General features: G+C 70.7%; 23 protein-coding genes. 14 read left to right on the plus strand and 9 right to left on the minus strand.

Annotated elements, in window-relative coordinates:
• Positions 1-46 precede the first annotated feature (46 nt).
• Positions 47-1,288, plus strand: a complete 1,242-nt coding sequence (gene kynU / locus B5D66_RS04475) for a kynureninase (protein ID WP_078760310.1) — start codon at positions 47-49, stop codon at positions 1,286-1,288.
• A gap of 11 nt (positions 1,289-1,299) precedes the next feature.
• On the opposite strand, the gene B5D66_RS04480 is transcribed toward kynU, so the two are convergent.
• On the minus strand, positions 1,300-1,815 hold the full coding sequence (locus tag B5D66_RS04480; protein ID WP_078760311.1) for a CGNR zinc finger domain-containing protein: 516 nt from the start codon (positions 1,813-1,815) through the stop codon (positions 1,300-1,302).
• Between the two features lie 25 nt (positions 1,816-1,840).
• On the opposite strand from B5D66_RS04480, the gene B5D66_RS04485 reads away from it, so the two are divergent.
• On the plus strand, positions 1,841-2,026 hold the full coding sequence (locus B5D66_RS04485) for a hypothetical protein (protein ID WP_078760312.1): 186 nt from the start codon (positions 1,841-1,843) through the stop codon (positions 2,024-2,026).
• A 545-nt stretch (positions 2,027-2,571) separates the two neighbouring features.
• Positions 2,572-3,504 carry a hypothetical protein gene (locus tag B5D66_RS04490; RefSeq protein WP_078760313.1) on the plus strand — a complete coding sequence of 311 codons (933 nt, stop codon included), beginning with the start codon at positions 2,572-2,574 and terminating at the stop codon, positions 3,502-3,504.
• A 57-nt stretch (positions 3,505-3,561) separates the two neighbouring features.
• Here B5D66_RS04490 and B5D66_RS26270 read toward each other — a convergent pair whose 3' ends face one another.
• From B5D66_RS26270 to B5D66_RS04505, 3 genes are read right to left on the minus strand one after another with little or no spacing between them, the layout of a single operon-like run.
• A complete protein-coding gene (locus B5D66_RS26270; RefSeq protein WP_078760538.1) occupies positions 3,562-4,896 on the minus strand; it encodes a dihydrolipoamide acetyltransferase family protein in 1,335 nt (444 codons plus the stop codon).
• The gene (locus B5D66_RS04500) at positions 4,893-5,951 is read right to left on the minus strand and encodes an alpha-ketoacid dehydrogenase subunit beta (protein WP_078760314.1); all 1,059 of its coding nucleotides are present in this window, start codon (positions 5,949-5,951) and stop codon (positions 4,893-4,895) included. Before B5D66_RS04500 ends, B5D66_RS26270 begins: the two co-directional genes overlap by 4 nt.
• 2 nt (positions 5,952-5,953) lie before the next feature.
• On the minus strand, positions 5,954-7,045 hold the full coding sequence (locus B5D66_RS04505; RefSeq protein ID WP_078760315.1) for a thiamine pyrophosphate-dependent dehydrogenase E1 component subunit alpha: 1,092 nt from the start codon (positions 7,043-7,045) through the stop codon (positions 5,954-5,956).
• A gap of 132 nt (positions 7,046-7,177) precedes the next feature.
• Between B5D66_RS04505 and B5D66_RS04510 the strand changes: the two genes are divergently transcribed.
• The 3 genes from B5D66_RS04510 (at position 7,178) to B5D66_RS04520 (ending at position 10,898) form a co-directional block, all read left to right on the plus strand.
• Positions 7,178-7,627 (plus strand): Lrp/AsnC family transcriptional regulator, encoded by a 450-nt coding sequence (locus tag B5D66_RS04510; protein ID WP_078760316.1) that lies wholly within the window; start codon positions 7,178-7,180, stop codon positions 7,625-7,627.
• Between the two features lie 258 nt (positions 7,628-7,885).
• Positions 7,886-9,031 (plus strand): ADP-ribosylglycohydrolase family protein, encoded by a 1,146-nt coding sequence (locus B5D66_RS04515; protein WP_078760317.1) that lies wholly within the window; start codon positions 7,886-7,888, stop codon positions 9,029-9,031.
• Between the two features lie 106 nt (positions 9,032-9,137).
• Positions 9,138-10,898: an ABC-ATPase domain-containing protein gene (locus B5D66_RS04520; protein ID WP_078760318.1), complete on the plus strand. Its 1,761-nt coding sequence runs from the start codon at positions 9,138-9,140 to the stop codon at positions 10,896-10,898.
• 103 nt (positions 10,899-11,001) lie between these two features.
• On the opposite strand, the gene B5D66_RS04525 is transcribed toward B5D66_RS04520, so the two are convergent.
• From B5D66_RS04525 to B5D66_RS04550, 5 genes are all read right to left on the minus strand, one after another.
• Entirely contained in the window at positions 11,002-11,361 is a 360-nt protein-coding gene (locus B5D66_RS04525) for a hypothetical protein (protein WP_144389963.1), read from the minus strand.
• Positions 11,362-12,252: 891 nt separating this feature from the next.
• On the minus strand, positions 12,253-13,476 hold the full coding sequence (locus B5D66_RS04535) for a zeta toxin family protein (RefSeq protein ID WP_078760321.1): 1,224 nt from the start codon (positions 13,474-13,476) through the stop codon (positions 12,253-12,255).
• Complete coding sequence (locus tag B5D66_RS04540) at positions 13,466-13,864, minus strand: type II toxin-antitoxin system Phd/YefM family antitoxin (RefSeq protein WP_078760322.1); 399 nt, start codon at positions 13,862-13,864, stop codon at positions 13,466-13,468. Before B5D66_RS04540 ends, B5D66_RS04535 begins: the two co-directional genes overlap by 11 nt.
• A gap of 99 nt (positions 13,865-13,963) precedes the next feature.
• Positions 13,964-15,412: a MinD/ParA family ATP-binding protein gene (locus tag B5D66_RS04545; protein ID WP_078760323.1), complete on the minus strand. Its 1,449-nt coding sequence runs from the start codon at positions 15,410-15,412 to the stop codon at positions 13,964-13,966.
• Positions 15,413-15,418: 6 nt separating this feature from the next.
• The gene (locus B5D66_RS04550) at positions 15,419-16,495 is read right to left on the minus strand and encodes a VldE C-terminal domain-containing protein (protein ID WP_078760324.1); all 1,077 of its coding nucleotides are present in this window, start codon (positions 16,493-16,495) and stop codon (positions 15,419-15,421) included.
• A 270-nt stretch (positions 16,496-16,765) separates the two neighbouring features.
• Between B5D66_RS04550 and B5D66_RS04555 the strand changes: the two genes are divergently transcribed.
• The 8 genes from B5D66_RS04555 to B5D66_RS25920 all read left to right on the plus strand — a co-directional run bounded on the left by B5D66_RS04555 (position 16,766) and on the right by B5D66_RS25920 (position 25,502).
• The gene (locus B5D66_RS04555) at positions 16,766-17,389 is read left to right on the plus strand and encodes a DUF6668 family protein (protein WP_235000738.1); all 624 of its coding nucleotides are present in this window, start codon (positions 16,766-16,768) and stop codon (positions 17,387-17,389) included.
• 27 nt (positions 17,390-17,416) lie between these two features.
• Positions 17,417-17,725 carry a hypothetical protein gene (locus B5D66_RS04560; RefSeq protein ID WP_078760326.1) on the plus strand — a complete coding sequence of 103 codons (309 nt, stop codon included), beginning with the start codon at positions 17,417-17,419 and terminating at the stop codon, positions 17,723-17,725.
• 34 nt (positions 17,726-17,759) lie between these two features.
• Positions 17,760-18,566 carry a DUF8175 domain-containg protein gene (locus B5D66_RS04565; RefSeq protein ID WP_078760327.1) on the plus strand — a complete coding sequence of 269 codons (807 nt, stop codon included), beginning with the start codon at positions 17,760-17,762 and terminating at the stop codon, positions 18,564-18,566.
• Positions 18,567-18,642: 76 nt separating this feature from the next.
• On the plus strand, positions 18,643-20,199 hold the full coding sequence (locus B5D66_RS04570) for a TrbL/VirB6 family protein (RefSeq protein WP_144389964.1): 1,557 nt from the start codon (positions 18,643-18,645) through the stop codon (positions 20,197-20,199).
• Positions 20,186-21,688 carry an SCO6880 family protein gene (locus B5D66_RS04575; RefSeq protein WP_235000740.1) on the plus strand — a complete coding sequence of 501 codons (1,503 nt, stop codon included), beginning with the start codon at positions 20,186-20,188 and terminating at the stop codon, positions 21,686-21,688. The genes B5D66_RS04570 and B5D66_RS04575 overlap by 14 nt, the downstream gene beginning before the upstream one ends.
• A 7-nt stretch (positions 21,689-21,695) precedes the next feature.
• Complete coding sequence (locus B5D66_RS04580) at positions 21,696-23,258, plus strand: ATP-binding protein (RefSeq protein ID WP_078760330.1); 1,563 nt, start codon at positions 21,696-21,698, stop codon at positions 23,256-23,258.
• A 1-nt stretch (position 23,259) separates the two neighbouring features.
• On the plus strand, positions 23,260-24,996 hold the full coding sequence (locus B5D66_RS04585) for a type IV secretory system conjugative DNA transfer family protein (RefSeq protein WP_078760331.1): 1,737 nt from the start codon (positions 23,260-23,262) through the stop codon (positions 24,994-24,996).
• The gene (locus B5D66_RS25920) at positions 24,993-25,502 is read left to right on the plus strand and encodes a DUF4913 domain-containing protein (RefSeq protein ID WP_235000742.1); all 510 of its coding nucleotides are present in this window, start codon (positions 24,993-24,995) and stop codon (positions 25,500-25,502) included. The genes B5D66_RS04585 and B5D66_RS25920 overlap by 4 nt, the downstream gene beginning before the upstream one ends.
• The last annotated feature ends 8 nt before the right edge of the window (positions 25,503-25,510 follow it).

Below are 25,510 nucleotides of genomic sequence, written 5' to 3' on the forward strand. Positions count from 1 at the left end.
CCGCCGCCGTCCCCTGTCGTCCCCACCGAGACGAGGTAGCCGCCCGATGCCCCTGCCCTCCCTGTCCCGCGAGGCGTGCGCCGAACTGGACGCCGCCGACCCGCTCGCCCCGCGCCGTGCGGACTTCCTGCTCCCCGAGGGGGTGATCTACCTCGACGGCAACTCCCTGGGAGCGCTGCCCCGGGCCGTCCCGGGGCGGGTCGCCCACCTGATCGAACAGGAGTGGGGAAGAGGGCTGGTCCGCAGCTGGAACGACGCGGGCTGGTGGGACCAGCCGCGCGCCCTCGCCGCCATGCTGGCCCCGCTCGTGGGGGCCGCCTCCGACGAGGTCGTCGTCGGCGACGGCACCTCGGCGAACCTGTTCAAGACGCTCGTCGCGGCGCTGCGCCTCAACCCGGACCGTCGCGTGGTGGTGGCCGAGGCCGGTGCATTCCCGACCGACCTCTACATCGCCCAGGGCGTCGCCGAACTGTTCGACGGGGTGCGGCTGCGCCTGGTGGGACCGGGCGGCGAGGAGCTGGCGGAGGCGCTGCGGCCGGGGGACGTGGGGGCCGTCCTGCTCGGCCACGTCGACTACCGCACCGGCGAGCTGCGCGACATGGCCGCCGAGACCCGGCTCGCCCACGACCACGGCGCGCTGGCGGTGTGGGACCTGTGCCACAGCGTCGGCGCGCTCCCCGTGGAGCTGTCGGCCTGCGGCGCCGACTTCGCGGTGGGCTGCACCTACAAGTACCTCAACGCGGGCCCCGGCGCCCCGGCCTTCACCTACGTCGCCGCCCGCCACCACGCGCGCGCCCGCCAGCCCCTCACCGGCTGGCACGGCCACGCCCGCCCGTTCGACTTCACCGGGGACTACGAGCCCGCGGCCGGCGCCAGCTGCTTCCTCAGCGGCTCCCAGCCGCTGGTCGCGGCGGCCGCGGTGGAGGCGGCGCTCCAGGTGTGGCGCGGCGTCGACCTGGCGCTGGTGCGCGCCAAGAGCCTGGCGCTGACCGACCTGTTCCTGGAGCTGACCAGGCCCGCCGGCCTGGAGGTGGTGACACCGCTGGAGCACGCGCGCCGGGGCAGTCAGGTGTCGCTGCGCCACCCGGACGGCTACGCGATGGTCCAGGCGCTCATCGAACGCGGGATCATCGGGGACTTCCGCGCCCCCGACATCCTGCGCTTCGGCTTCACCCCGCTGTACCTGCGCCACGTCGATGTCTTCGACGCGGCCACGGCACTGGTCGAGGTGGTGCGCGGAGGGGAGTGGCGCGACCCGCGTTTCGCGCGGCGCGCCCAGGTGACCTGAGCCGTGCGGTCTCAGCGCGAGCGGGCGCGGTGCGCGGCGACGTTGACCCGGTTGGCGCAGGCCACGGAGCAGAAGCGGCGCCGGCCGTTGCGGGAGACGTCGACGTAGACCCGGTCGCACCCCTCGCGCCCGCAACGGCCCAGCCGGTGGCCGCCGGCCCCGCAGATGGCCACGGCCAGGCCGCCGGCCGTGGTCGCCTTGAGCCGGGTGACGGTCTCCCGGGTCTGACTGACGTAGTGCAGATGGGGTTGCGACCCGTCGTGCATGGAGACCTGGACGCCGGTGGCGGCGTCCCGCAGCAGCGCGTTGACCAGGTCGATCTGGCGCTGTGGGTCGGTCTCGCCGAAGACGGGCCGCAGGCGTTCGACCCAGGCGAGCAGGCGCCCGGCCTGTTCGGCGTCGATGTCGGGCCGGGTGATCTGGTGGCGGCGCAGGATGTCGCTGAGCGCGGTGTGGTGGTGGTCGGTCGCGTTCAGGAGGTCGGCGGCGACGAAGGAACCCGTACCTCCGTAAGTGTTGAACTGCACAAGGCCATTACAGCACCCTGGGGACATGACGAGTGAACGGTGTGCCGCGTGCGGCCGTGAATCGGTCGACGCGCGGGTCGAGTCCGCCCACTACACCTCCGAGGGGATCGTGCGCTACCGCCAGTGCGCCTGTGGGCGGCGCTGGGTGGACGTGGCGCGCTTCGCCGTCGTGGCCGGCCACGACGGTCTGCCCTGGAGCGGCCCCAACTGAGGTCCGCCGTGACCCGGGCGTGGAACTCTCCTGGCGACACCGGGAGGGTCCACGCCGCAGGAGGTGTGGCGGGCCTCATCTTCCCTTGTGTTCCGGATCGCTTCAGAGGGGCGCCGGATACCCCTGTGACCTGCGAAAACCCTTATGTGCGCGGGAAATTCGCCAGGTGACCGTCAAGGGATGATCAAGGGCTGAATAGGTCCCTTATGGGTTTTACCTTTCGAGCTTGCCCTTTTTACTTTTCTGTGGGTTAGAGTCCTTCGTGATTGGTTCGTGACCCTCCCTTTGCGGAGGTAGGACCGATGTCGAGCCCCGGACGCGATCGGCGTCCGGGAGAGCGAGACTCTCACCCGCGCGGCGACGCGACCCCGTGCCAAGGAGCCCGGGAGAATCGGCCCCTGAAACACCGGCCCGCCGCAGCCACACGCCCGACGATCCTGTCACGTGTGGTCCCGCATAGCCGGGGATCGCCTGTCCACGCATTCCTCAGCGGCCCCTGCCCCGTCTCGGCTCGACCCTCTGCTCCCGACCGCCTTCTTTTTCTTATGAAGAACACCCAAGAGTCCCTCCAGCACGGCGAAGTCAAGGCTTCCTACTTCTGGGACGATGGTTCCGGGATCAACGGCGACACCGGTGCCCCCGCCTCCGGCGAACCCATGCAGAAGGGCCTTTTCGCCAGCCCCAGCTGGCCTCTCGGAACCGAGGGGTACGTCACCTACAACGGCAAGAAGGCCGAATTCTTCATCGGCGACCGGGGGCCCGGCGTGCCCTCGCACGACTGCAACGTCCTGCTCGACATGGACGGCAAGACGTTCGCCGAGCTGACCGGCGGCACCTGGAACGACACCACCCTCGTCGTGGAGGACGCGGGCGGCCTCGGTCACGTCAACGTCGAGTACACGATCACCAAGTGGGGCGACGGCCACGGCACCCCCGGCGCGCCGCACCCGTTCGGCCAGGAGGGCAACAAGTGCGAGAGCGCGGTCTCCGCGGCACCCGCCGCGGCCGAGCCCGAGCAGCCCGCGGCCGACGAGCGCAGCGCCGATGAGCAGGCGTCGGCCGACGAGCAGCAGGCGGCCGAGACCGAGCAGGCCGACGAACAGCAGGCCGACGAACAGCAGGCGGCCGACTCCGGCCAGGCCGAGGAGCAGTCCGAGCCCGAGCAGGAGCAGCAGACCGCGGCCGCGGACGCCCAGGCGACCCCGCCCGCCGATGGCGGCTCCCCGGACGGGCAGGAGGCCACCGAGGCCCCCGTCACCCACGCGATGAGCGAGGTCGCCACCCCCGGCGGCATGTCCCTCGTCGCCGACAGCACCCCGATGGTCTCCGGCGGGGTCGGCGTGGTGCTCGTCTCGGCGGTCGCCGCGGCCGCGGTCGTCGCCAAGCGCAAGGCCGCGACGGCCCGCCCCAACGGACGTCACCGCAAGCCGGCGCTCCTGGCCCGGCTGACCGCGCGCGACGTCTCCGCGGGCGCCTGAGCGGAGTGAACGGCGATCGGGCCCGGGCGCGTCACGCGTGCCCGGGCCCGACCCGTCTCACAGGTCGCCCAGCAGCAGCTGGGGCCGCTCCACGCAATCGGCGACGAACCGCAGGAACCCGCCGGCCTCGGCGCCGTCACAGGCCCGGTGGTCGAAGGCCAGGGTCAGCTCGACCACCGGACGCGCCACGAGCTCGTCCCCGGACACCCACGGGCGCTTCACGATCCGCCCCATCCCCAGGATCGCCACCTCCGGGTGGTTGATGATCGCGGCTGACCCGTCCACACCGAACACGCCGTAGTTGTTCACGGTGAACGTGCCCCCGGTCAGCAGGCCGGGGGTGAGCGTCCCCGAGCGCGCCGCGGCCGTCCGCTCCCGCACCGCCGCCGACAACTCCCGCGCCGACAGCAGGTGGGCGTCCGGCACCACCGGGACCACCAGGCCGCGCGGGGTCTGCGCGGCGAACCCCAGGGCCACGTGCGAGAACCGCACCAGCTCCCCGCGTTCGCCGTCGAACTGGGCGTTCAACGACGGGAAGCGCGCCAGGCCCAGAACGCAGAACCTCGCCACCAGGCCCAGCACACCGACCGGCCGATCGGGATCGGCCGCGTTGAGATCGTCGCGCAACGCCAGCAGGGCGGAGGCATCGGCGTCGACCCACACCGTCGCCTCGGGGATCTCGCGGCGGGAACGGGACAGCCGGTCGGCCATCGTGCGCTGCGCGCCGCGCAGCGCGATCCGCTCGCCCTCCGCCCGCCGCGGCCGGGGCGGCGCGGCCCCCACCTCCGCCGCGTGCCGGGCGACGATCGCCGCCTCCACGTCACGGCGCAACACCAGGCCGCCCCCGCCGGTGCCCTCGATCAGCCCCACGTCCAAGCCGTGCTCCCGGGCCAGGCGGCGTACCAGGGGGGAGACCACCGGGGTGCGGCCGGGGGCCGCGGGGGACGATCGCGGACCGGACGCCGTTGTCCGGCTCGCGCCGCCGGCGTCGAGACGCCGGGTCCGTCCGCGGCGGCGGGTCTCCTCCCGGGGCCCGTAGCCCACCAGGACCGCCCCGGAGCCGCCCGAGGCGTCCTCCGCGGCCGGGCGCGCCGCGGGGACGACGACACCGGGCTCGTCGAAACCGCCCTCCGTGCCCTGCGCCCCGGTGTCCACGCCGATGAGCGGGGCCCCGACGGGGATCACCTCGCCCTCGGCCCCGTGCAGGGCGCCGACCCGGCCGGCGAACGGACAGGGCACCTCCACCACCGCCTTGGCGGTCTCCACCTCGACCACCGGCTGGTCCACGGTCACGGTGTCGCCGACCGCGACCAGCCAACGCACGATCTCCGCCTCGGTCAGCCCCTCGCCGAGGTCGGGCAGCGCGAACTCCCGGAACGGTCCCTGGCTCATGACCGCACCTCCCGGCCACGCCGCGCCCCCGACGCGGGGGGCCGCGCCCCCGACGGGACGGCGTCGGGGTCCACCCAGTCGGCCTCCCACTGCAACCGGGCGATCGCGTCGAGGATGCGGTCCACGTCGGGCAGGTGGTGGTGCTCCAGGCGAGGCGGCGGATAGGGGATGTCCAGGCCGCCGACGCGCAGCACCGGGGCCTCCAGATAGTGGAAGCAGCGCTCGGTGACGCGGGCGGCCACCTCCGCCCCGTACCCGGCGAACGTGGCCGCCTCGTGCACGACCAGCGCCCGCCCCGTCTTGCGCACCGACGCGGTCACGGTCGCGTCGTCGAACGGCGCGAGACTGCGCAGGTCCACCACCTCGACGTCACGGCCCTCCTCGCGCGCGGCCTCGGCCGCCTCCAGCGCGGTCGCCACCATCGGGCCGTAGGCGATGAGGGTGACGTCGGAGCCCGTCCGCCGGACCACGGCACGGTCCATCGGCGCGGTCCGCACCGGGGTCTCCACCTCCTCCTTCGCCCAGTAGCGGCGCTTGGGCTCCAAGAACACCACCGGGTCGGGGCAGGCGATCGCCTCGCGCAGCATCGAGTAGGCGTCGGACGGCGTCCCCGGGGTGATGACCCGCAGACCCGGCGTGTGCGCGTAGTAGGCCTCGGAGGAGTCGCTGTGGTGTTCGACGCCGCCGATGCCGCCGCCGTAGGGGATGCGGATGACGAGCGGCAGGCTCATCCGGCCGCGGGTCCGGTTACGCATCTTGGCCACGTGGGAGACCACCTGTTCGAACGCCGGGTAGCCGAAGGCGTCGAACTGCATCTCCACGACCGGACGCAGCCCGTAGGAGGCCATGCCGACGGCCGTGCCGACGATGCCGGACTCGGCCAGGGGGGAGTCGAAGCAGCGGTCCTCGCCGAACTGCGCGGTCAGCCCGTCGGTGACACGGAACACGCCGCCCAAGGGGCCGACGTCCTCGCCGTAGACGACGACGTTGGGATCGTCGTGCAGCGCGTCGCGCAGCGCCCGGTTGAGCGCCTGCGCCATCGTGATCTCGGCCATTCTCAGCCCTCCCGGATCTCGTCGCGCAGGGCCTGGCGCTGCTCGACCAGCTGGGCCGTCGGGGCGGCGTAGACGTGCGCGAACAACTCGTCGGGATCGGGGTCGGGGGCGGCGTCCACGCGCTCGCGCACGTCGGCGGCCATCCGCTCGGCCTCGGCGGCGAACCCCGCCAACGTGTCGTCGTCCACGTGGCCCTCCGCGCGCAGCAGCGTCTCCAGCCGCTCGATCGGGTCGCGCTGCTTCCAGTACTCCACCTCGGAGTCGTCCCGGTAGCGCTGGGGGGCGTCGGCGTTGGTGTGGGCGTCCAGCCGGTAGGTGCGCGCCTCGACGATCGCCGGCCCGCCTCCCGCCCGCGCCTCCTCAAGGGCCCGGCCGACCACGGCGTGCACGGCCGCGGCGTCGTTGCCGTCCACGTGGTAGCCGCGCATCCCGTAGCCGACGGCCTTGTGGGCGAGGGTGGGCGCCGCACTCTGGCGGTGCAGCGGGACGCTGATCGCCCAACCGTTGTTCTGCACCAGGAAGACCACCGGGGTGTTCCACACGGCGGCGAAGTTGTACGCCTCGTGGGCGTCGCCCTCACTGGTCGCGCCGTCGCCCATGAGGACCAGGGCGGCCACGTCCTCGCCCTTGTGGCGGGCGGCGTAGGTGAGCCCGACCGCGTGGGAGGCGTTGGTCGCCAGGGGCGTGCACTGGGGGGCGCAGCGGTGCAGGCCCGGGTCGTAACCGCTGTGCCAGTCGCCGCGGAGCAGGGTCAGCGTCTCGACCGGGTCCACGCCGCGGGTGACCAGCGCGACGCTGTCCCGGTAGGTGGGAAACAGCCAGTCCTGTTCGGCGAGGGCGAGGACGCCCGCCACCTGGCAGGCCTCCTGACCGTAGGAGGAGGGGTAGACGGCGAGCCGGCCCTGGCGGGCGAGGGCTCCGGCCTGGCGGTCGAAGCGGCGGCCGACGATCATGGCCCGCAGCAGCGAGGTCAGGGTCGTGGGGGAGGGGCAGGAGACGGTCGGGTCGGCGACGCGCCGGCCGTGCCGGTCCACCAGGCGTATCGGCTCCAGGGTGGGGAGCGGCGGCGCGATGCGGTCATCGAGGCGCTTCATGTCTTGAATATGAGGTGGATCACCCCATAGTGTCCATGTTGTCCCGGCAAGGGTGGACGGATTGCTCCGACCGTTGGAAAAAGGGGTAGAACGTCCGGCCGGCGACGCCGTGAGCGGTGTGAGGTGAGACACATGGCTGCCGGGCTCGACGATGTCGACCGGACCCTCCTCGAACTGCTCCGCGGGGACGGGCGCATGTCGATCCGCGCGCTCGCCGAGCGGGCCCACATCTCCCGCGCCAACGCCTACGCCCGCCTGGACCGCCTCCGCCGCGACGGGGTGATCCGGGGGTTCACCGTGGTCATCGACCCCGAGAAGTGCGGTGCCGGCCTGGCCGCCTATGTGTCGGTGCGCATCGAACAGCACTCCTGGGAACGGTTCCGCGACCACCTGCGCCACATCCCCGAGATCGACCACGCGGCGCTGGTCTCCGGCGACGCCGACCTCCTCCTGCTCGTCCGCGTCGCCGACGCCCCGGCCCTGCGCACCCTCGTCCTGGAACGCCTCCAGCGCATTCCCGAGGTCCACTCCACCCGCACCATGTTCATCCTCGACGAACCCCCGGTGATGCACCGCCCTTAGACGCGGTATCAGAGGCGTGGGAACGGGCGGCGCTTTCGGGATCCGTCCCGCGACCGGCCGCTCGCGGACGGTCGGCCCGGGAGCGACCGGAGGCGACGCCCACCGTCCTGGATGGCCGGTCCCGTCACGCCGCTGACCGGCCGGCAACGCCATGGCCGGGGAGGCGGGACGCTCCGCCGCCCTACCCGGCGGGGATGCGCGCGATGTCGGACGGGTGGATCATGATTCCCCCGACAACGGCGGAAAGGCGGACGGGACGTGACGACGGAGAAGGAACGCGACCAGGCGGAGAGGTACCGGTCACGGGTGCGGGGCTGCCTGCTCGGCGGCGCCATCGGCGACGCGCTGGGGGCGCCGGTGGAGTTCATGACCCTCGCGGGCATCCGCGCCGAACACGGGGCCGCGGGGGTCCGCGAGTACGTCGCCGACCACTCCGACGGGACACCCCGCCATGGGCTCGTCACCGACGACACCCAGATGACGCTCTTCACCGTCGAGGGCCTGATCCGGGCCGGCGTGCGCGCCGACCGTGGAACGGGGTTCACGCCGGCCCCCGTCCACCACGCCTACCTGCGCTGGCTCGACACCCAGCTCCACGACGCGCCGACGGGCCGGCGCGACGGTCTGCTCCAGGGACAGCGCTGGCTCTACGCCCGCCGCGCGCCCGGCACCACCTGCCTGAGCGCCCTCGAAGCGGTCCACGAGCGGGCCGGCGCCGGCCGGATCCCCTTCGGCACCCCCGCCGCCAACAACTCCAAGGGCTGTGGCGGGGTCATGCGCTCGGCCCCGTTCGGGCTGCTCGCCACGCCGGCGTGGTCCCAGGAGCCGCCGGTGTTCGACTGGGCGGCCGAGGCGGCCGGCTACACCCACGGCCACCCCACGGGACGGCTCGCCTCGGGGGCGCTGGCGCTACTGGTGCGGCGCCTGGTCGCCGGCGACGGATTGGACGAGGCGCTGGAGGCGACACTCGCCGAACTCGTCACGCGCCCCGGTCACGAGGAGACGAGCGCGGCGTTGCGCGCGGCCCGCGCGGCGGCCCGCGACCTGCCGGTGTGCGCGGAGACCGTGGAGCGCCTGGGCGGCGGCTGGATCGCCGAGGAGGCCCTGGCCATCGCCGTCTACGCGGCACTGGTCCACCCCGGTCCCGAGGAGTTCACCGACGCGCTCGCACTGGCCGTCACCCACTCCGGGGACAGCGACTCCACCGGCGCGATCTGCGGCAACATCCTCGGAGCGCTGCACGGGGAGACGGCGCTACCGCCCGAGCTGGCCTTCGAGGTCGAGGGACGCGGCACGATCCTGGAACTGGCCGACGACTTCGTGTGGGAGTTCACCGCGGGGCGCCGGCTGCACGGCGACCATGGCCCCCACACCCGCTGGAGCAGCCGCTACCCCGGGAGCTAGGCGCCGCGCCACCCTGTGGACGGCCGTCCGACCCGCATCGCTTCGGCGCGTAGCATCCGGGCAGGGGCACCCGGAAAGGCCGGGCGCGCGACGAGAGGGGAGCACCATGCCCGCAGGCTACGGAGGCCGGGGACACCGCCACGGAGGTCGCCCGGACGCGGGGCGGGGTCACGAACGGCCCCAGATCCGTGGCCGCCGTGACAGCCGGCGGCTTTCCGAGGAGCTGCGACGCATGGACGGGGCCTCCTACGGGCGTTACCGCGCGCTGTCGGGCGACTGGGACTTCGACGACCACACCCTGACCGTCGAACGGGTCCAGGCCGACCCCTACGCGCCGCCCTCGCGGGTCGCGGTGCGCATCCCGGCCGAGGTGGCGGGCCTGCCCGACCACGCCTGGCGTTCCCCGGTGCGGCGCCGCGCGACGGCCGACTACCTGGTGCGCCGCGCCCACCGCCTGCTGAAGGGGGCGCGGCTGCGCGTCGACGTCGGCGGGCAGGAGGTCCTCGACCGGTCGGCCTGCCGTATCGACGACGACGGCGGGGTCGTCGTGCGCATGGGGGTGGAGCTGCCGGGACACGGGCGGCGCATCGACGGCCACGCCGCGGAACGGGAGCTGTGCGAGCGCGTCCCCGAACTCGTCGACGGCCTGTGCTGGGAGGCGCTGGACACGGCCGACGCCACCTCTTTCGCCGACACCGTCGAGGACGCGGTGGCCCTGCGCGCGATGCTGCCCGAGCTCGGCCTCGTCGCCTTCGTCGCCGACGGTTCGGTGCTGCCGCGCCGCAGCGGGGTCAGCGACCTGCCCATGAGCGGCGACCCCGTCCCCTTCGTCTCCCCCGAGAGCCTGCGGGTGACCGTGCGGCTGCCGCACCGGGGCCAGGTGAGCGGCCTGGGGGTGCCCGAGGGCATCACCCTCATCGTCGGCGGCGGGTTCCACGGTAAGTCCACCCTGTTGCACGCGCTGGAACGCGGGGTCTACGACCATGTCCCGGGCGACGGACGCGAACTCGTCGTCACCCGAGCCGACGCGGTGAAGATCCGCGCCGAGGAGGGGCGCAGGGTCGAGCGCACCGACGTCGGCGCCTTCGTCCGCAACCTGCCCACCGGCGCCGACACCGGCGACTTCTCCACCGACAACGCCTCCGGTTCCACCTCGCAGGCCGCCAACATCGCCGAGGCGCTCGAAGCCGGGGCGGGAACCCTGCTGGTCGACGAGGACACCACGGCCACCAACCTCATGATCCGCGACGCGCGCATGCAGGCCCTGGTCCACGGCGACCGCGAGCCTCTCACCCCCTTCGTCGACCTGGTCCGCCCGCTGCACCGGGCGCACGGGGTGTCCACCGTCCTGGTCATGGGGGGCAGCGGCGACTACTTCGACGTGGCCGACCAGGTGGTCATGCTCGACGGGTACCGCCCCTACGACGTCACCGAGAAGGCCCGCGAACTCGCCCGGCCGCGCACCGACGCCCGCTTCCACCCGCCGGCCCGCCGCGTGGTCGACCCCCGCTCGGTCGACGCCCAGGTGCGCGGACGCCACCGGATCAAACGGCGCGACATGGACGTGCTCACCTTCGGCGAGACCGACATCGACGTGCGCCACCTCGCCCAGCTCGTCGATCCGAGTCAGATCACCGGTGTCGGCCTGGCACTGCGCACCCTCGCCGAGGACGGCATCCTCGACGGCCGGCGCTGCCTCGGCGAGGCCCTCGACCTGCTGGAGGAGCGCCTGGACTCGGGTGGGGTCGAGGCGATCGGCCGCGGGTACGCGGGCGACTACGCCCTGCCGCGCCGCCACGAGATCGCCGCCGCGCTCAACCGGTTGCGCACGCTCCGCGTCAGCCGGGTTCTCCGCGACCGCGAGTGAGGGAGGCCGGGACGGCACGCCCGGCGATCCCCGGACCCGTCTTCTCTCCTCCGCCGGGGCCGTTCTTCCTCGCCCTTGTGCGGCCCGGGCGGTGCTGCCGGCCTCACGGGTTCTCGCCGAAGGACCCGCCGAGACGTCCCCGGCGGTGCCGACCGTCAGGGACGCGGGGTGAGAGGTGTGGCGCGGGGCGGGTGGGGACGGAAGTCGTCGAGCGGGCGGGGACGCCTGGGACGCGGTGGGTCTCCCACCACTCCGGGGAGCCGAAACCATGGGGTGGGCCGGCCGAACGCGAGTAGGGGCGTACCCTGCCCGTGCGCCGTGGACGGGCGGGGATCACCCCAGGGTCCTGCGGTGGGGCGCCGACGGTGCCGGGCGCCAGTGTGACGATGACGGAGCGCGGGTGGGCGAGGGCCGGCAGCGTGACCGCGAACGCGGTCATGACGCGGCTGATAAAGTCGCGCACAGCTCTTCTTCCTGGGCTAGAGGAATGGAGAGTCAGGCCCTGGGCAGGTGTTGGCGCACCCACCAGGGCCGTTTCCGTCTATGGGGATGACGATACACGGGATTTCCGGGAGGCGTCCCACGGTCCGGGGACGCTCCTTCCGCTCTTGCGGATCATTTATCCATTCACTCGGAAAACAAGATAGATAAACCCGCCTTTGGCGGCAAGATACGCATTTTCTGGATATATCGCTGAATTCGGTTGGGGATACCACTTGGGTGGCTCACCGTCCGGGGCCGGCCGTGCGGGAACGCCGACCGGGAACGAACAGTCGTCGCCGCCAGTGGAACCGGACGACCAGACCGGCGAACGGAGAAGGCCGAGTGGACGTGACGTCGCCCTATGAGGGCGGAGGCGCGCATGCGCGTCCCACAACCGGCCCGGTCGGCGCGCCGTAGTCCCCGGTCACGACACGGCCCAGGAGGGTGACGGCGGACACGAGGCCGGGGTGTCACGCGGAAGGACGGTGATGACGGCCTCAGGCGCGTTCGCGCGGGGCGGTTCCACGGGAGGATCCCAGGGGCAGTACGGGCGGTGGGTCCCCCTCCACGAGGCGGGGGCCGGCCTCGCCGGCGGGACCGCAGTTTCCCGTGTTGGCGGTCCGCTCGTGGTGGTAGTGGGTTCGTTCGGCGATGCCCTCAGTGGCCGATGGCCGGCCGTCTGCCAGAACGGGAGCGAAGAAGACGGTGAAAGGCCGCTTCATGGTCTGGGCGTGACCGATGGAGTCCCCGATGGCACCCCGTGCCGATCAGATCCCGAGGGCGATGAAGCGGCCGAATCGTCGTGATGATGACCGATCGGCTTTCCCGCCGGTCACCTGCGCCCACCCGCGCGAGATCAGGAAGCGAGGGATCAGCGTTCGATCCCCGAACCCGGATCGGAACGGCGGCGGGGATCGGGCTGCTGGGGAGGTGCCGGGGATGTGTTGGGTGGTGCGAGCCCGTGTTGGGCGCGGCGCACCGTCTCCGTGGTGGTGAGATCCGCAGCCGACCCCACTCGTTTGTCCGGTGATTGCGTGAACGCGGCGAGGAAACGGGCCTTGTCCTCGGCGCCGGCTTCCAGGAACTTCAATGGACTCTGGGGCAGGTCGACGTTGTCGACGCCCCGCAGGCCGGCTTGGAAGACCACCTTCTGCACGGTCTGCCAACGCTGGTGTAGATCGAGTGCCTCTTTGTCCCCGTTGTAGGCGATGGGGGCGACCAGGTCGGCGTCGGAGTGCAGGGCCAGCATCGTCCCCGCGGTGACCGGACCGAGCTCGCCCCGTTCGATCAGCTGCTCGGCGTTTTCCCAATAGGAGGCCAGCCACTCTGAGGCCTCGACGCGACTGAAGGGCACCTCCCCTTCGCTGCGTGCCTCTTTCAAAGCCTCGCCCGCCCGGGGCGGACGCGACCATCGGCCGTCGTCGCCGCGCTCGTTCTCGTAGTAGATGGTTCCCGACCGGTCGGTGACGACGATCCGGTCCACGTGTGGACTCGCCTCCAGCGTGTCCAGCGTCTGCGGGACCATCCCATAGATCCGGTCGTGGGACTCGGCGTCGGCCCAGCGGCCCTCTTCCGGCGGCTCGGAGAGGTAGCGCTTCACCATGTCGAGGCGGCTGCGGTACTCAGACACCGCCATCGCGACCGCCTCGATTCGAAAACCCTCGTGGGCACCCGGTTCAGGGGCTTGGGCGAACCGCTCGACGACCCCCATCACCCTGGAGGGATGGGCGAAGGTCCCCTCGAGGATCAGGCTGTAGCCATGGGCGTGCGCGTGCTGCTGGGTCATCTCGTTCCAGCGGTGCATCGCCTCATTGGTGAGCGCCGCCATATCCAGGGGGCGCTCTTGCTGGATCTTGCTGTAGTGAGGGTGGAATTTTCGGAAATTATCCGGAGTGACCGGGGCGATGTCATCCCCGTGGTACTTGATGATTCTTTTGGTCGCGGTGGACTTGCCTGCGGCGAGTTGTCCGCCCAGTAACACAAGGGTCGGCTTGTGGGTACGTCCAATTCCGGCGAAGACAAGGTCTTTGATGTCCTCGTGAAATATCTCTTGTAGTTGTTCAGGCTTGACTTCGTAAGGAGTTTCAGACGTCATATTCGGTTTTCAGCTTGTCGAGTACGGAATTAAGGTGCTGAATTTCGCTGATCATCTCCCCGCGGGACAAAGTACGCCTCTTGATTAGCCATGCCTCCTTCGCTTTCTCCTTGGCTGTAGCTTTTGCTTCGGCGGTCTGCGCAGCTCTCCCGAGTCGGGTGTAAGCGGCAGCTACCGAGGCTGCAGTGTCGTGCAGGAGATCGGCGATGATGGCGTCAGGCATATTCGCGAAGCGTGGGTCTTCGGAGGTCTCCTTCAGGGGTGCGATGCGGGCGATGGGCTTGCCCTTGCGGGTCAGGATGATGGATCGGCCGAGGTAGCCGGCCTCGCTGGCGAGGTCGCCCAGGATCTTGCGGGCCTCTTCGATTCCGATTTCTCTGTTTTCCATGCCAGCAACCTTAAGTTACTTAAGGTTGTGAGGGAAGGGGTTTCCGAAGAAACCTCACCACAGGTTTGCCACAGACATCCTGTGCCTCCAGGACGGGGTTCAACGGGTGGTAATGAGGGCCGCGAGCCGGCTGTAGGCGGCGCGGGTCGCGCGCCTGAGCCGGTTCGGTTCGATGACTCCGCCCTTGTGCAGGTGGCGGTCGAAGGGGATGGTGACGACCGGCAGTCCCTGTTCGACGAAGCGCCGTTCGGCGTCGGAGCGGCGCGGGGCCTGGGAGGTGCGTCGGCAGATCGCGATCACGCAGGAGGCCGCCAGCGTGGGATAGCCCCTGGAGAGCCAGCGCAGGGTCGCCTGCCCGGCGGCGACGGCGTCGGCGGACGGGTCGAGCACGATGACACAGTGCGTGGAGCGGTCGAGGACGGCCTTGACAACCGGGTCGTCGAGATCGGTTCGGCAGTCGGTGACCACGGTGTCGGCGAAGCGTTCGACGTGGTGGGCGGCTGTTTCATAGTCCTCGACCCCGCCGCCACCGGCCAGGGCGTGCAAACGCTGACGGTTGGAGTTGAGGTAGCCGCGCAATGCCACGAAGCTCTCGATGGCCCGGTCGCGGGCCAGATCGCGCATGGAGTGCCGCACCCGGGTCGGGAACCGGTCGGCGAGGGTGCCGTAGTGGTTGGCGTCCACCGCGATGACCCGTTCGCTGTGCTGCTGGGCCAGTGCGGTGCCGAGTCCCACGGTGGTGGTCGTCTTGCCCACGCCTCCCTTGAGGGAGATCACCGCGATGCGTCGGGCCAGCATCAGGTTGTGCTCGGCGATCGCCTCCTCCCAGGCTTGGGAGGAGTCTCGGTCGGGGGCCGCCGTCTCGGGGAGCGGGGCGGCGGATGTCGAGACGGGACGGAGGGGGGTCCTGGCGACCGGGGGAGCCGCTTCGGCCGAAGGCTTCGCCGGGTGGAGCGGCGCGTCCGGGTTTCCGGAAAGCGCGGGTATGGGGTTGGCCGGGCCCTCCTGTGGCGCTGCGGTCGGAGGCGGGGCGTGTCGGGCGGAGTTCTCCCGGGGACGAACAGGCTGTTCCATCGTGCCGGGGACTTCAGGTGGGGCCGACGCCGGGTGGGCCGGGTGGGCCAGTGCTGCCATGGCGGTCAAGGGGCGGGCGAGCTCGCCAGGGGCCGCGTCTACGGGGTGCTTTGCCGCATCCGGCGTTTCGGGCGGGATCGGTGCGGGGCGGGCCGGGTGTTCCCGACGTGCTGGGGGAGTCGGAAGGGGAACGGGCCCGGCCGGATCCGTTGTGTGGGCGGTCGGGTTCTCGGGCGGTAGCGGCCGGACCCGGCCATCGGGGTGGATCAGCAGGTGCCAGCTGCGGCCGTCGGGGTCGCTGGTGGTGATGGGGAGGGGGCGGCCGGCGGACGCGGCGTGGGCGGCCACCATCTGGATGATGCGGGTGCGCGCCTGGTCGACGTCGGGCGCGGTTACGGCGTGGGAGTGGCCGTCGACGGTGAGGGTGCCGGTGCCGTCGGCCTGGACGACGGCGGTGATCGAGGAGGGGTTCACCGGCCTCTACCTTCCCTTGTAGTTGTGCCAGGGGCCCGTGGACAGATGGATGTGGTCGACGTGGGCGGCGACGACGCCCGCGGCCGCGGCGCTGAGGTGGTCGCGCTTGACCTCTTCCCACGGACCGTAGGGGTCGCGGGAGGGGTTCCAGATGTGTTCGTCGTAGATGATGTACTTGACGTCGAGGACCTCGTGGTGGGCCATGATCCACTGCACGACCTCGATCGCGCGGGCGTCCATGGCCTGGCTCGGATAGGTGCCGGGGCGGGAGACGTGGTAGTCGCAGGCCTGGCCGACCGGGTGATCGCCGCGCCCGTTGTCCCAGTGCCGGGGGTCGTAGCAGCCCACCCCGCCCAGCGGATCCCAGAACTGGCCGAACTCGGCGACCAGCGCTGCGTAGGCTCGGCAGGCCGAGACGTGGATGCCGTTGGAGACGGGAGCGCAGTCCTCGCTGATCCTTGGGTCGCCGCCCGAGCCAAGGTCGGCGCACTGCTGGGCGTTGACGGGGATCATATCGGTCGCGACACCGGAGAGGGCCTCGACGACGTCGGAGGCGTCTTCCCAGTAGGGGGCGTAGTGATAGGGATCGGCGTTGCGCTGCACCTCGTGGGCGGCCAGGGTGGGTTCCATGTCGTCGCGGCCGTCGACCTTCTCCAGCTGCTCGAAGAACATCCTGGCGCTGCGCGCCGGGTCCATGCGATCCTCGTAGCTGCCCCAAGCGCCGTTGTCACGCTGCTGGAACAGGCCACGTGAATCGGGTCCGGCGGAGTCGCCGTGGTCGATGACGCGCAGCGAGGACTCGCCCATCGCGGTCATGACACCGATGGTCTGATCACGCAGCGACAATCCCATGTCGGCGGCGACGTTCATGATGATGGCGGCGTTGACGAGCTGCTCGCCGCCCCAGCCGGCCTTTCCGATGGGGCCAGTGGGGAGGTCGCCCTCCTTCACGGCCACGCTTGTGGTGGGGGTGCAGGAGCCGCCGGGCAGGACCGCCACGGTGAGGGTGGCCAGGCAGCCGCTGAGCAGGAGAAGGGGGAGGCAGCCAATGAGGAGGGCTTTTCCCCCCGCGCCTCCAGGCATATTCCTCTTCCTTCTTCTCGGGCATCACCGAAGGCGGCCGGAGTTGTCTTTCTCCGGCCGCTGTCAAGGCGTGGGGATCCGAAAATAGCGCACCGTAATTATCGGACGCCACCCCATGTGACCAGGGGCATATTGGAGGGATCCTACCATTCGCGTGATCCTATTCGAGTTTTAGGTCAAACGACTCCATGAGATGAGTGCGCTACTATTGCGCTCCCCGTGTCTTTGCCTCGTGCTTCTTTGTGGTGCGCGAAATAGGAAGAGATCGCCGTGGACGACAACCCGTGGCTGAGCGCCGCTCCCGTGCCCTTGGAACAGCCCTCCACCGTGGCGGCTGAGGTCGATGCGGCGCATGAGCTGGACGTGTCGTCCCAGGTCGGGCCGCCGAGTGGGCCGCAGGCGCCTCAACCGTTCGTTCCCGCCGCCCCAGGCCCCGCGTTGCCGAGACACAACGCGTCGGGACCACCGGCGCTGTGGTGGATGGGCGTGCACGGAGGTGCCGGGGAGAGCACGCTCGCCGCACTCAGCGACGGTGGACGTGCTGCCGGCGGTGCGTGGCCCATAGCCGGTTCCGGTCATCAGCACGCCGTGGTGCTGGTGGCCCGCACCCACCACCACGGCCTGGAGCGGGCCCGGCAGGCCGCCATTGAGTGGGCCGGGGGACAGCCCGATGTACGCCTGCTCGGGTTGGCGCTGGTCGCTGATGCGCCAGGTCGGCTACCGAAACCGTTGCGGGACCTGGCGGCGCTCGTGGCCGGTGGCGTCCCCAGGGTCTGGCATGTCCCCTGGGTGGAGGCGTGGCGAATGGAACCGGCCGGCCCGCACAACACCCCGCATGCCGTGCGACGTCTATTGGCGCAGACCACGGCCCTTTTCTCGTCTTCCGCATCCTGAATTTATCGAGAGAAAGAAAGCACACAGATGACCGAGTTGTTCGCCTCCGCTGTCGAGGTCCTGCCGATGTCGGCGGTCATTCCAGACCCCGGTAGCGGTGAAGCGCCTCCCGTCGGCGCCGGTTTCACCACCATCTTGGGCTGGGTGAAGTGGCTGGCGCTGGCGGTGTGCGTGGCTGGGTTGATGATCGCGGGCGCCACGATGGCGATCCAGTCGCGGCGGGGCGAGGGCGGCGAGCACATGGGCCGCATCGTCATGGTGTTGACCGGTGTGATCGTGATCGCCGCTGCGACGTCCCTGATCGGCTTCTTGGTGGACGCCAGCGCCACCTCCTGATCGTCCCCGCCACAGAACATCGGAAGGAATACCCGTGAGCGATGAGGAGCGGCCCACCGACGGCGGTGGGGGCAAGAGTCCGTTGGCGTCGAGGTCGTTCATCGCGGCCGCGGTCACCGTCGGGGTGATCGTGGCCGCGGGCGGTGTCGTGACGGCGATCAATCTCACCGGTAACGACACGTCCGCCGAAAGCGGGGCCATCGAGCCTTCGGGCGGCCCGGCAGAGGGGACGGTCGGGGAAGAGGAGTATCCCGAGGAGGCGACGCCGGGAGGCGTGGAGCGTTCTGACGGCAGTGAGAGCGTCTGCGGTCTGCGTTCCAGTGAGAAGGACGAGTTCACGGGTTTCCCCGAGGACACCTCCTGGGGGTTCGTGGGGATGAGGGAGGCGCCGTCGAGTAGGGCGCACGGGCCGGGAGTGGTCGAGGACAACGGGTTCCGGCATTGCTATGCCAAGAGTCCCGAAGGCGTCGTCCTGGCCGCGATGAACTACACCGCCATGACCAGCGATCCATCGCTGTATCTGGACCTGCTCGACCTCTACGCAGAAGGGCCGGGAAAGGAGGTGCTCAAGGCGAAGGTGGAAGAGGCAGGTCCAAGCGAACGGGTAGTGGGCCACATCGGCGGGGTCCGGCTGTTGTCCTATGCCGCTGACCGTGCTCGTGTCGATATCGCTCTTGTCATACAGGGCTCTCCGGGAGGAACGGTCTCCTATCCGATGGACTTCCGGTGGGAGGACGGGGATTGGAAGATCGTCACCCGGGAGAACGGGGAGATGGTCATCCCTGTCGCGGCTCTCTACTCTCTGGACGGCTACATCCTGCCTCCGGCAGAGGTGGGATAGGCGGGTGCTGCCCATGGACGGTGAGGAGGACGGCTCGTGCTTCTTCTTGGATCCCGTTTGCATTGGCCGACAGGGTGTGGCCTCCGCTGTTAGCAACGCCTTCACCAGCACGTTGGAGGACATCGCCGCGGCGATCGCCGAAGCGGTCGCCCAGATCGTCACGGCGTTGGGCACGTCCTGGCTCTTCTTCTCCACCCCGGAGAACCTAGAGGCCACGGAGAAGGTCGGGCCGGGTGTGGTCACGGCGGAGACGCCTCCTGACTCGGCGGCCGGACTGGAGACGGTACTTGGGTGGGTGACCTGGATCTCGCTGGGGTTGTGCGTGCTGTCGCTGATGGTGGCGGGCGCGATGATGGCGGTGCGCACCCGGCGAGGTGAGGGGGGAGAACACCTCGGCAAGGTCGTCGTCATCATGGTGGCGACCGTGCTCATCGCGTCGGCCTCGGCGATCGCCGGCGCGCTGCTGGAGGCCGGCCCTTCGGCCAACGCATCCGCTCCAGTGCAGAGCGTGCAGCGCCATCTGTGGTGGTATGTCGGGGCCGCGGTAGTGCTGTCGGTCATCGTCGGCGGAGCCAAGATGGCCTGGGAACAGCGAGCCGACGCCGGCAAGGCGCTGGTGCAGTCGCTGATCACCCTGGTGGTGGTGAGCGGATGCGGTCTGGCGGTGATCACCCTGGCGACGCAGGCAGCCGATGATTTCGCCCGGTGGTTGGTCCTGGACTCCTCTGACGCGGACTTCGGCGAGCGAGTGTTGCAGATGCTCGCGTTGAGCAGATTGTCGGGCCTGGGGGTGATGCTCATCATCGTCTTGGGAGTGATCGCGATGATCGTCTCCCTGATCCAGATGGTGCTGATACTGATCCGCGACGGCCTGCTGGTCGTGCTGGCCGCGATCCTGCCGTTGGCGGCGTCGTTCACCAACACCGAGATGGGGCGCACCTGGTTCAAGAAGACGTGTGCCTGGATCATCGCGTTCATCCTGTACAAGCCGGCCGCGGCCATCATCTACGCGGTGGCCTTCGAGATCGTCGCCTCCGACGAAGGAGGACTGGACCAGACTCTGTCCAGATCGGTGATGGGGCTCGCGTTGATGGTGATGGCGTTGGTGGCGCTGCCCGCGCTGATCAAGCTCACGGTGCCGATGGCCTCCATGGGCGGTGGTGGCGGCGGGGCCGCCGGCGCGGCGGCGGGCGCGGTGGCGGGAATGGCCGGGGCGGTGGCCTCCGGTGCCGTCAAGAAGTTCTCCAGCATTAGTTCCGAAAGCATAGAGACATCCGGCTCTTCCAGCGGCGGGTCTCCCAACGGGGCCGATCCGGTCCCCCACCAGCAGGGGTCACAAGGGGAGGAACCGCACCAGGAGACCTCTCCCGACGGCGCCGACCCGTCCCAGACCGGCAAGAGGCAGGGGACGGGCGATACCCCCGACGGCGCGGACACCGGTGGCGCCGACACCGACAGCGCGGGCACCGGGACAGCGGCCGAGACCGCGTCCGGCAGCGCCGGGGGCAGCGCGGCCACCGGCAACCCCTGGCTCATGGTGGCCGAGGCCGTCGTGGAGACCGGACAGGCGGCCTACGACACAGCCAAGGGAACGATGACAGAGGCGGTGGAGGAGCCCGATGGCAGTAAGTGAGGTCCGTAAACCGCGCACCTACGGCAACTGGCGGCGACCGTCCTCTCCCGGTCTGATGGGACTGGGCGCGATGGGCACCATGCTGCTGCTGTTCGGCCTGGTGTTCACGGTGTTCGTGGTGATGGCCGCGGGCATGCTCGCGGGTCTGGTCTCTGGCGGTGCGCTGGGGGCAATCCTGCTCGTCCTGCTGGTCAAGGACCGCCACGGGCGCAGCATGCTGTCGCGGTTCGTCACCCGGGTCGGTTGGGCCAACGCCCGCAGCGCGGGCGCCCACCTGTACCGGTCGGGGCCGCTGGGCCGGGCGGGGTGGGGCACCCACCAGCTTCCCGGGTTGGCCGCGCCGTCACGGCTGAGCGAGCACCAGGATTCCTATGGGCGGCGTTTCGCGCTGATCCACGTGCCCTTCACCGGTCACTTCACCGTGGTGTTCGGGTCCGACCCGGATGGGGCGGCGCTGGTGGACGCCGAACAGATCGACCAGTGGGTCGCCGGTTGGGGCCAGTGGCTGGCCAACCTGGGGGAGGAGCCCGGGGTGGAGGCCGCACAGGTGACGGTGGAGACCGCGCCCGATACCGGACACCGATTGCGGCGCGAGGTTACCGCCAACCTCGACCCCGATGCCCCCGAGCTCGCGCGGCGCATGCTCGTCGAGACGATGACCACCTATCCGCGCGGCAGCTCCGCGGTGCGCGCCTACATCGCCGTCACTTTCAAGGCGATGGGCACTAACGGCAGGCGGCGCAGCGCCGAGGAGGTGGGACGGGACCTGGCCGCGCGTCTGCCGGCGCTGACCGGGTCGCTGGCCGCGACCGGGGCGGGAGCCGCCCGTCCGCTGTCGGCGGCCGAGCTGTGCGAGGTGGTGCGCATCGCCTACGACCCTGCGGCCGCCACGATCGTGGACGAGGCCCACGCCAACGGTGAGGCCGTCGAGATGGACTGGGCCAACGTCGGTCCGGCGGCGGCCGAGGCGACGTGGGAGACCTATCGGCACGACAGCGGCACGTCGGTGAGCTGGACGATGACCTCGGCTCCGCGCGGCAACGTGCAGTCCTCGGTGCTGGAACGCCTGCTCAAGCCGCACCGCGACATTGACCGCAAGCGGGTGTCGCTGCTGTACCGGCCCCTGGATCCGGCGCGGGCCGCCGCGGTGGTGGAGGCCGACCTGCGCGCCGCGCAGTTCCGCGCGACCTCCACTCACCGGCCCGCAGCCCGTGACCTGGTGGCCACCCGCCAGGCACAGGCCACCGCGAACGAGGAAGCCATCGGCGCCGCGCTGATCAACTTCGGGATCGTGGTGACCGCGACCGTCACGGATCCGGCGCGGCTGCCCGAGGCCAAGGCCGCCGTGGACAACCTGGCCGCCACCGCCCGGCTGCGGCTGCGGCCGGCCTACGGCTCCCAGGACGCAGCGTTCGCCGCGTCGCTGCCGTTGGGTCTGGTGCTGCCACGGCACCTGCGTGTCCCCGCCGAGCTGCGCGACCAGTTCTAGGAGTCCCATGTTCAAGACGAGGAAGCGCGCGCCCTCCGCGCAGCCGGCCGCCGAGGCCCGGCCAGAGCAGCCGCAGAAGACGGCGAAGAAGACGAAGAAGGTGGAGCCGGGACCACGGCGGCCCGGACCGCGTGGCTGGAACGGCCGCGGCGGCGGCGCCTCGCTGCTGGTGCAGATGGCCGACGAATACCGTGGCACGAGCGTGCAGGTCTGCGGTCTGTGGCCGTTCGCTGTTGGCGCGGGAGCCCCCATGATCGGGGTGCCCATTGGTCGTAACCTGCTCTCCGGGGCGACCTTGTGCTGCGACCCGATCTCGTGGTTCCAGCGCGCCAACCTCATCTCCAACCCCAGCGCGTTCGTGCTGGGCCTGCCCGGTCTGGGCAAGTCCACGATCGTGCGGCGGATGGTGCTGGGACTGGCCGGCTATGGGGTCCAGCCACTCGTCCTGGGCGACCTCAAACCCGACTACGTCGATCTCATCGAGGCGCTGGGCGGGCAGGTCATCAGCCTCGGCCGGGGTCGCGGCCACCTCAACGTGCTCGACCCAGGTGAGGCCCGTACGGCCGCCGAACGCCTCACCGGTACGGCCCGCTCCCGGGTAGTGGCCGACGCCCACGGCCGGCGTCTGACCATGGTCTCGGCCCTGCTCACCATCATCCGTTCCGCGCCGCCCAGTGACCGCGAGGAGACCATCCTCGACCGCGCGCTGAAGGTGCTGGACGAGCGCCACGAGGGCGTCCCGGTGCTGGCCGACCTGCTCAAGGTCATTCAGGACGCTCCCGAGGAGGTGCGTCAGGTCGCGCTGGACCGTGGATCCCTGGACCGCTACCGCGAGATCACCGATCACCTGGAGGCCTCTCTCATCGGCCTGGTCGGTGGCGGACGGCTGGGGGAGATCTTCGCCGCCCCCACCTCCAACCCGATGAAGCTGGACCGGCCCGTCGTCTTCGACGTCTCCTCCATCGACGACTCCGAGATCGACCTGCAGGCCGCCGTGCTGCTGGCCTGCTGGTCCACCGGGTTCGGCGCGGTCGGAGTGTCCCATGCCCTGGCTGACGCTGGGCTGGCCCCGCGTCGCCACTACTTCGTCGTCCTGGACGAGTTGTGGCGGGCGCTGCGCGCCGGCCGTGGCATCGTCGACCGGGTCGACGCCCTCACCCGCCTCAACCGCCAACGCGGCGTCGGCATGGCCATGGTCTCCCACACCATGAGTGACCTGATGGCGTTGGCCAGCGAGGAGGACCGCGCTAAGGCGCGTGGGTTCGTGGAACGGTCCGGCATGGTCATCTGCGGAGGCCTGCCCGAGGCGGAGATGCCCATGCTCAACAGCGCGGTGCGGATGTCACGCGCTGAGCAGCGACTGCTGTCCAGCTGGCAGGACCCACCCGCTTGGGACGCCACCGCCGGACGCGAGGCCGCGCCCCCGGGGCGCGGCAAGTTCCTCATCAAGGTCGGCGGCCGGCCCGGCATCCCCGTCCACGTCGGCCTGACCGCGGCCGAGGTCGCCATCAACGACACCAACAAGCTGTGGCACAGCGCCTCCCGCATCGGCACTTCGGAAGGGACGTGACATGCCCTCGACCAGACGCCGTGGCGTCCAGCCTTCGACCGTCAGCGCCGAGACTCTCCTCGGGGCTGCCGCCCTGGTTCTGCTCACCTTGGTCGTGGGCGGGGCCTGGTGCGCGATCCACCTGGCCGACCTCTTGGCCTCCAATCCGCAGCATCCACCCCTCAACCCCGCCACGCTCGCCGTGGCCCTGGCCACCGGGGAGACCGTCTGGACCGACGGCACCACCGTCGTTGTCGTCGCCGAGGTGCTTTTCCTGCTCGGGACAGTCGGTCTCGTCGTGTGGTGGCGCCGGCGCCGCAAGCGCAGGTCCAGCCGGGTGGACCGGGCCGCCGTCTACATGGGCTCCGGGGACGAACTGGCCGCGCTGACCGAACAGGGGGCCGCGGCCACCGCGCGCCGGCTCGGCGTCACTGGCGCCCCCGGCGTGCCGATCGGGCGCGTCGTCGCCGACGGGCGCATGTTGTACGGCTCCTGGGAGGACATGCACATCGATATCTGGGGACCGCGCACCGGCAAAACGACCTCGCGGGCGATTCCGGCCATCCTGGCCGCCCCCGCCACCTCCTCGGTGCTGGTCACCTCCAACAAGCGAGACGCCACCGACGCCACCCGCGACGTGCGCGCCGAGATCACCGGCAACACCCCCTGGGTGTTCGACCCCCAGCAGATCGCCCGTGAGGAGCCGACCTGGTGGTGGAATCCGCTGTCCTACGTCACCGACGAGGTCAAAGCCGCCCAGCTCGCCGGCCACTTCGCCTCCGGCAGCCGCGAGAACGGAGCGCGCGCTGACGCCTACTTCGACGGTGAGGGCAGGAACCTGCTCGCCGGACTGCTGCTGGCCGCCGCGTTGGACGATCGCCCCATCACCGACGTCTACACCTGGCTGACCCGCCCCACTGACGACACCGCCGTCGCCATCCTCGCCGACCATGGGTTCCCCCTGCAGGCCGACGGTGTCGCCGGGATCGTCAACGCCCCTGACAAGCAACGCGCTGGCGTCTTCGGTACCGCCGCCCAGATGGCGTCCTGCCTGACCAACCGCCGTATCGCCCCCTGGATTACCCGTCAGGGGGCCGACGACGACCGACCCCACTTCGACCCCTATGCCTTCGCCCGTGGCGGTCACACCCTCTACAGCCTGTCCAAGGAGGGTGCCGGAACCGCCGGGCCACTGGTGACCGCGCTGACCGTGGCCGTTGTTGAAGCGGCGGAGGAGATCGGGTCGGCCAGCCCGGGCGGGCGCCTGCCCACCCCGCTGCTGGGCGTGCTGGACGAGGTTGCCAACGTTTGCAAATGGGCCGAGCTGCCCAACCAGTACTCCCACTACGGCTCTCGCGGCATCGTGCTCATGGCGATCCTGCAGTCGTGGTCCCAGGGCGTGGAGGTGTGGGGTCAGGAGGGCATGCGCAAGCTCTGGTCGGCCGCCAACGTCAAGGTTTATGGCGGCGGTGTCTCCGAGACCGCCTTCCTCCAGGAGCTATCCCAGCTCATCGGCGACTACGACCGGCGCTCGGTCTCGGCCTCCATCAGTCGGGACGGCCGTTCCACCACCCGTCAGCTCACCAACCAGACCACCATGGACGTGGCCGACCTGGGCGCGCTGCCTCGAGGCCGCGCGGTCCTCATCGCCTCGGGGGCACCCCCCACGCTGATCAGGACCGTGCCATGGATGGCCGGCCCTCACGCCCAGGCCGTCAAGGCGTCCATCGCGGCACACGAGGCGGGAGGCCAGTCGTGACCACCGAATCTGGCAGTTACGAGGACGACCTTGCTGCGCTCATGGCACTGATCTCCACCCCAGACGACGAAGAGGTACAGGATTCGCAGGTGGCCGCAGCGGGGGCGGCGGACCGCGTAGACGATGCTGTGCTGGTCGACGCTGGAGATGTTGGACAGGACCTGTGTTACGGATCGGTGGACGAGTTCGTGCGCGAGGTCATCGTGCCGCTGTACCGGCGCAAGGTCGGTCCGCGCGGGCCACGGCGCTGGTCGGCTCAGTGGTGGCGCAATGGAGAGGCAGTCTCGCGCCTGGACGGCCTTTGGCGATCCTGGGAACACCTGCGCCAGGATGGCGCGACCGGGATCAGTAGTTGGTGGCGTGACCACGCTGACTACCACATGAACATCCTCTTCGACCCCGATGGTCCCTTCGCCGCCTCCACCGACGAGAACCGGGCCGGCGAACCCCTGCCCTATGACCCGCCGCCGCCGGGCCTGTTCACCGACGCCCGCACCATCGGTTGACCTGGAGA

This window comes from Marinactinospora thermotolerans DSM 45154 (genome assembly GCF_900167435.1).
GTDB classification, from domain to species: Bacteria; Actinomycetota; Actinomycetes; order Streptosporangiales; family Streptosporangiaceae; genus Marinactinospora; species Marinactinospora thermotolerans.

Excerpts from the sequence above, each read along its gene's own strand:
- kynU (WP_078760310.1), top strand. The coding sequence starts at position 47 with ATGCCCCTGCCCTCCCTGTCCCGCGAGGCGTGCGCCGAACTGGACGCC.
- B5D66_RS04580 (WP_078760330.1), top strand. The coding sequence starts at position 21,696 with ATGTTCAAGACGAGGAAGCGCGCGCCCTCCGCGCAGCCGGCCGCCGAG.
- B5D66_RS04520 (WP_078760318.1), top strand. The coding sequence starts at position 9,138 with ATGCCCGCAGGCTACGGAGGCCGGGGACACCGCCACGGAGGTCGCCCG.
- B5D66_RS04510 (WP_078760316.1), top strand. The coding sequence starts at position 7,178 with ATGGCTGCCGGGCTCGACGATGTCGACCGGACCCTCCTCGAACTGCTC.
- B5D66_RS04540 (WP_078760322.1), bottom strand. The coding sequence starts at position 13,864 with ATGGAAAACAGAGAAATCGGAATCGAAGAGGCCCGCAAGATCCTGGGC.
- B5D66_RS04560 (WP_078760326.1), top strand. The coding sequence starts at position 17,417 with ATGACCGAGTTGTTCGCCTCCGCTGTCGAGGTCCTGCCGATGTCGGCG.
- B5D66_RS04490 (WP_078760313.1), top strand. The coding sequence starts at position 2,572 with ATGAAGAACACCCAAGAGTCCCTCCAGCACGGCGAAGTCAAGGCTTCC.
- B5D66_RS04485 (WP_078760312.1), top strand. The coding sequence starts at position 1,841 with ATGACGAGTGAACGGTGTGCCGCGTGCGGCCGTGAATCGGTCGACGCG.
- B5D66_RS04505 (WP_078760315.1), bottom strand. The coding sequence starts at position 7,045 with ATGAAGCGCCTCGATGACCGCATCGCGCCGCCGCTCCCCACCCTGGAG.
- B5D66_RS26270 (WP_078760538.1), bottom strand. The coding sequence starts at position 4,896 with ATGAGCCAGGGACCGTTCCGGGAGTTCGCGCTGCCCGACCTCGGCGAG.
- B5D66_RS04550 (WP_078760324.1), bottom strand. The coding sequence starts at position 16,495 with ATGCCTGGAGGCGCGGGGGGAAAAGCCCTCCTCATTGGCTGCCTCCCC.
- B5D66_RS04500 (WP_078760314.1), bottom strand. The coding sequence starts at position 5,951 with ATGGCCGAGATCACGATGGCGCAGGCGCTCAACCGGGCGCTGCGCGAC.
- B5D66_RS04575 (WP_235000740.1), top strand. The coding sequence starts at position 20,186 with ATGGCAGTAAGTGAGGTCCGTAAACCGCGCACCTACGGCAACTGGCGG.
- B5D66_RS04535 (WP_078760321.1), bottom strand. The coding sequence starts at position 13,476 with ATGACGTCTGAAACTCCTTACGAAGTCAAGCCTGAACAACTACAAGAG.
- B5D66_RS04585 (WP_078760331.1), top strand. The coding sequence starts at position 23,260 with ATGCCCTCGACCAGACGCCGTGGCGTCCAGCCTTCGACCGTCAGCGCC.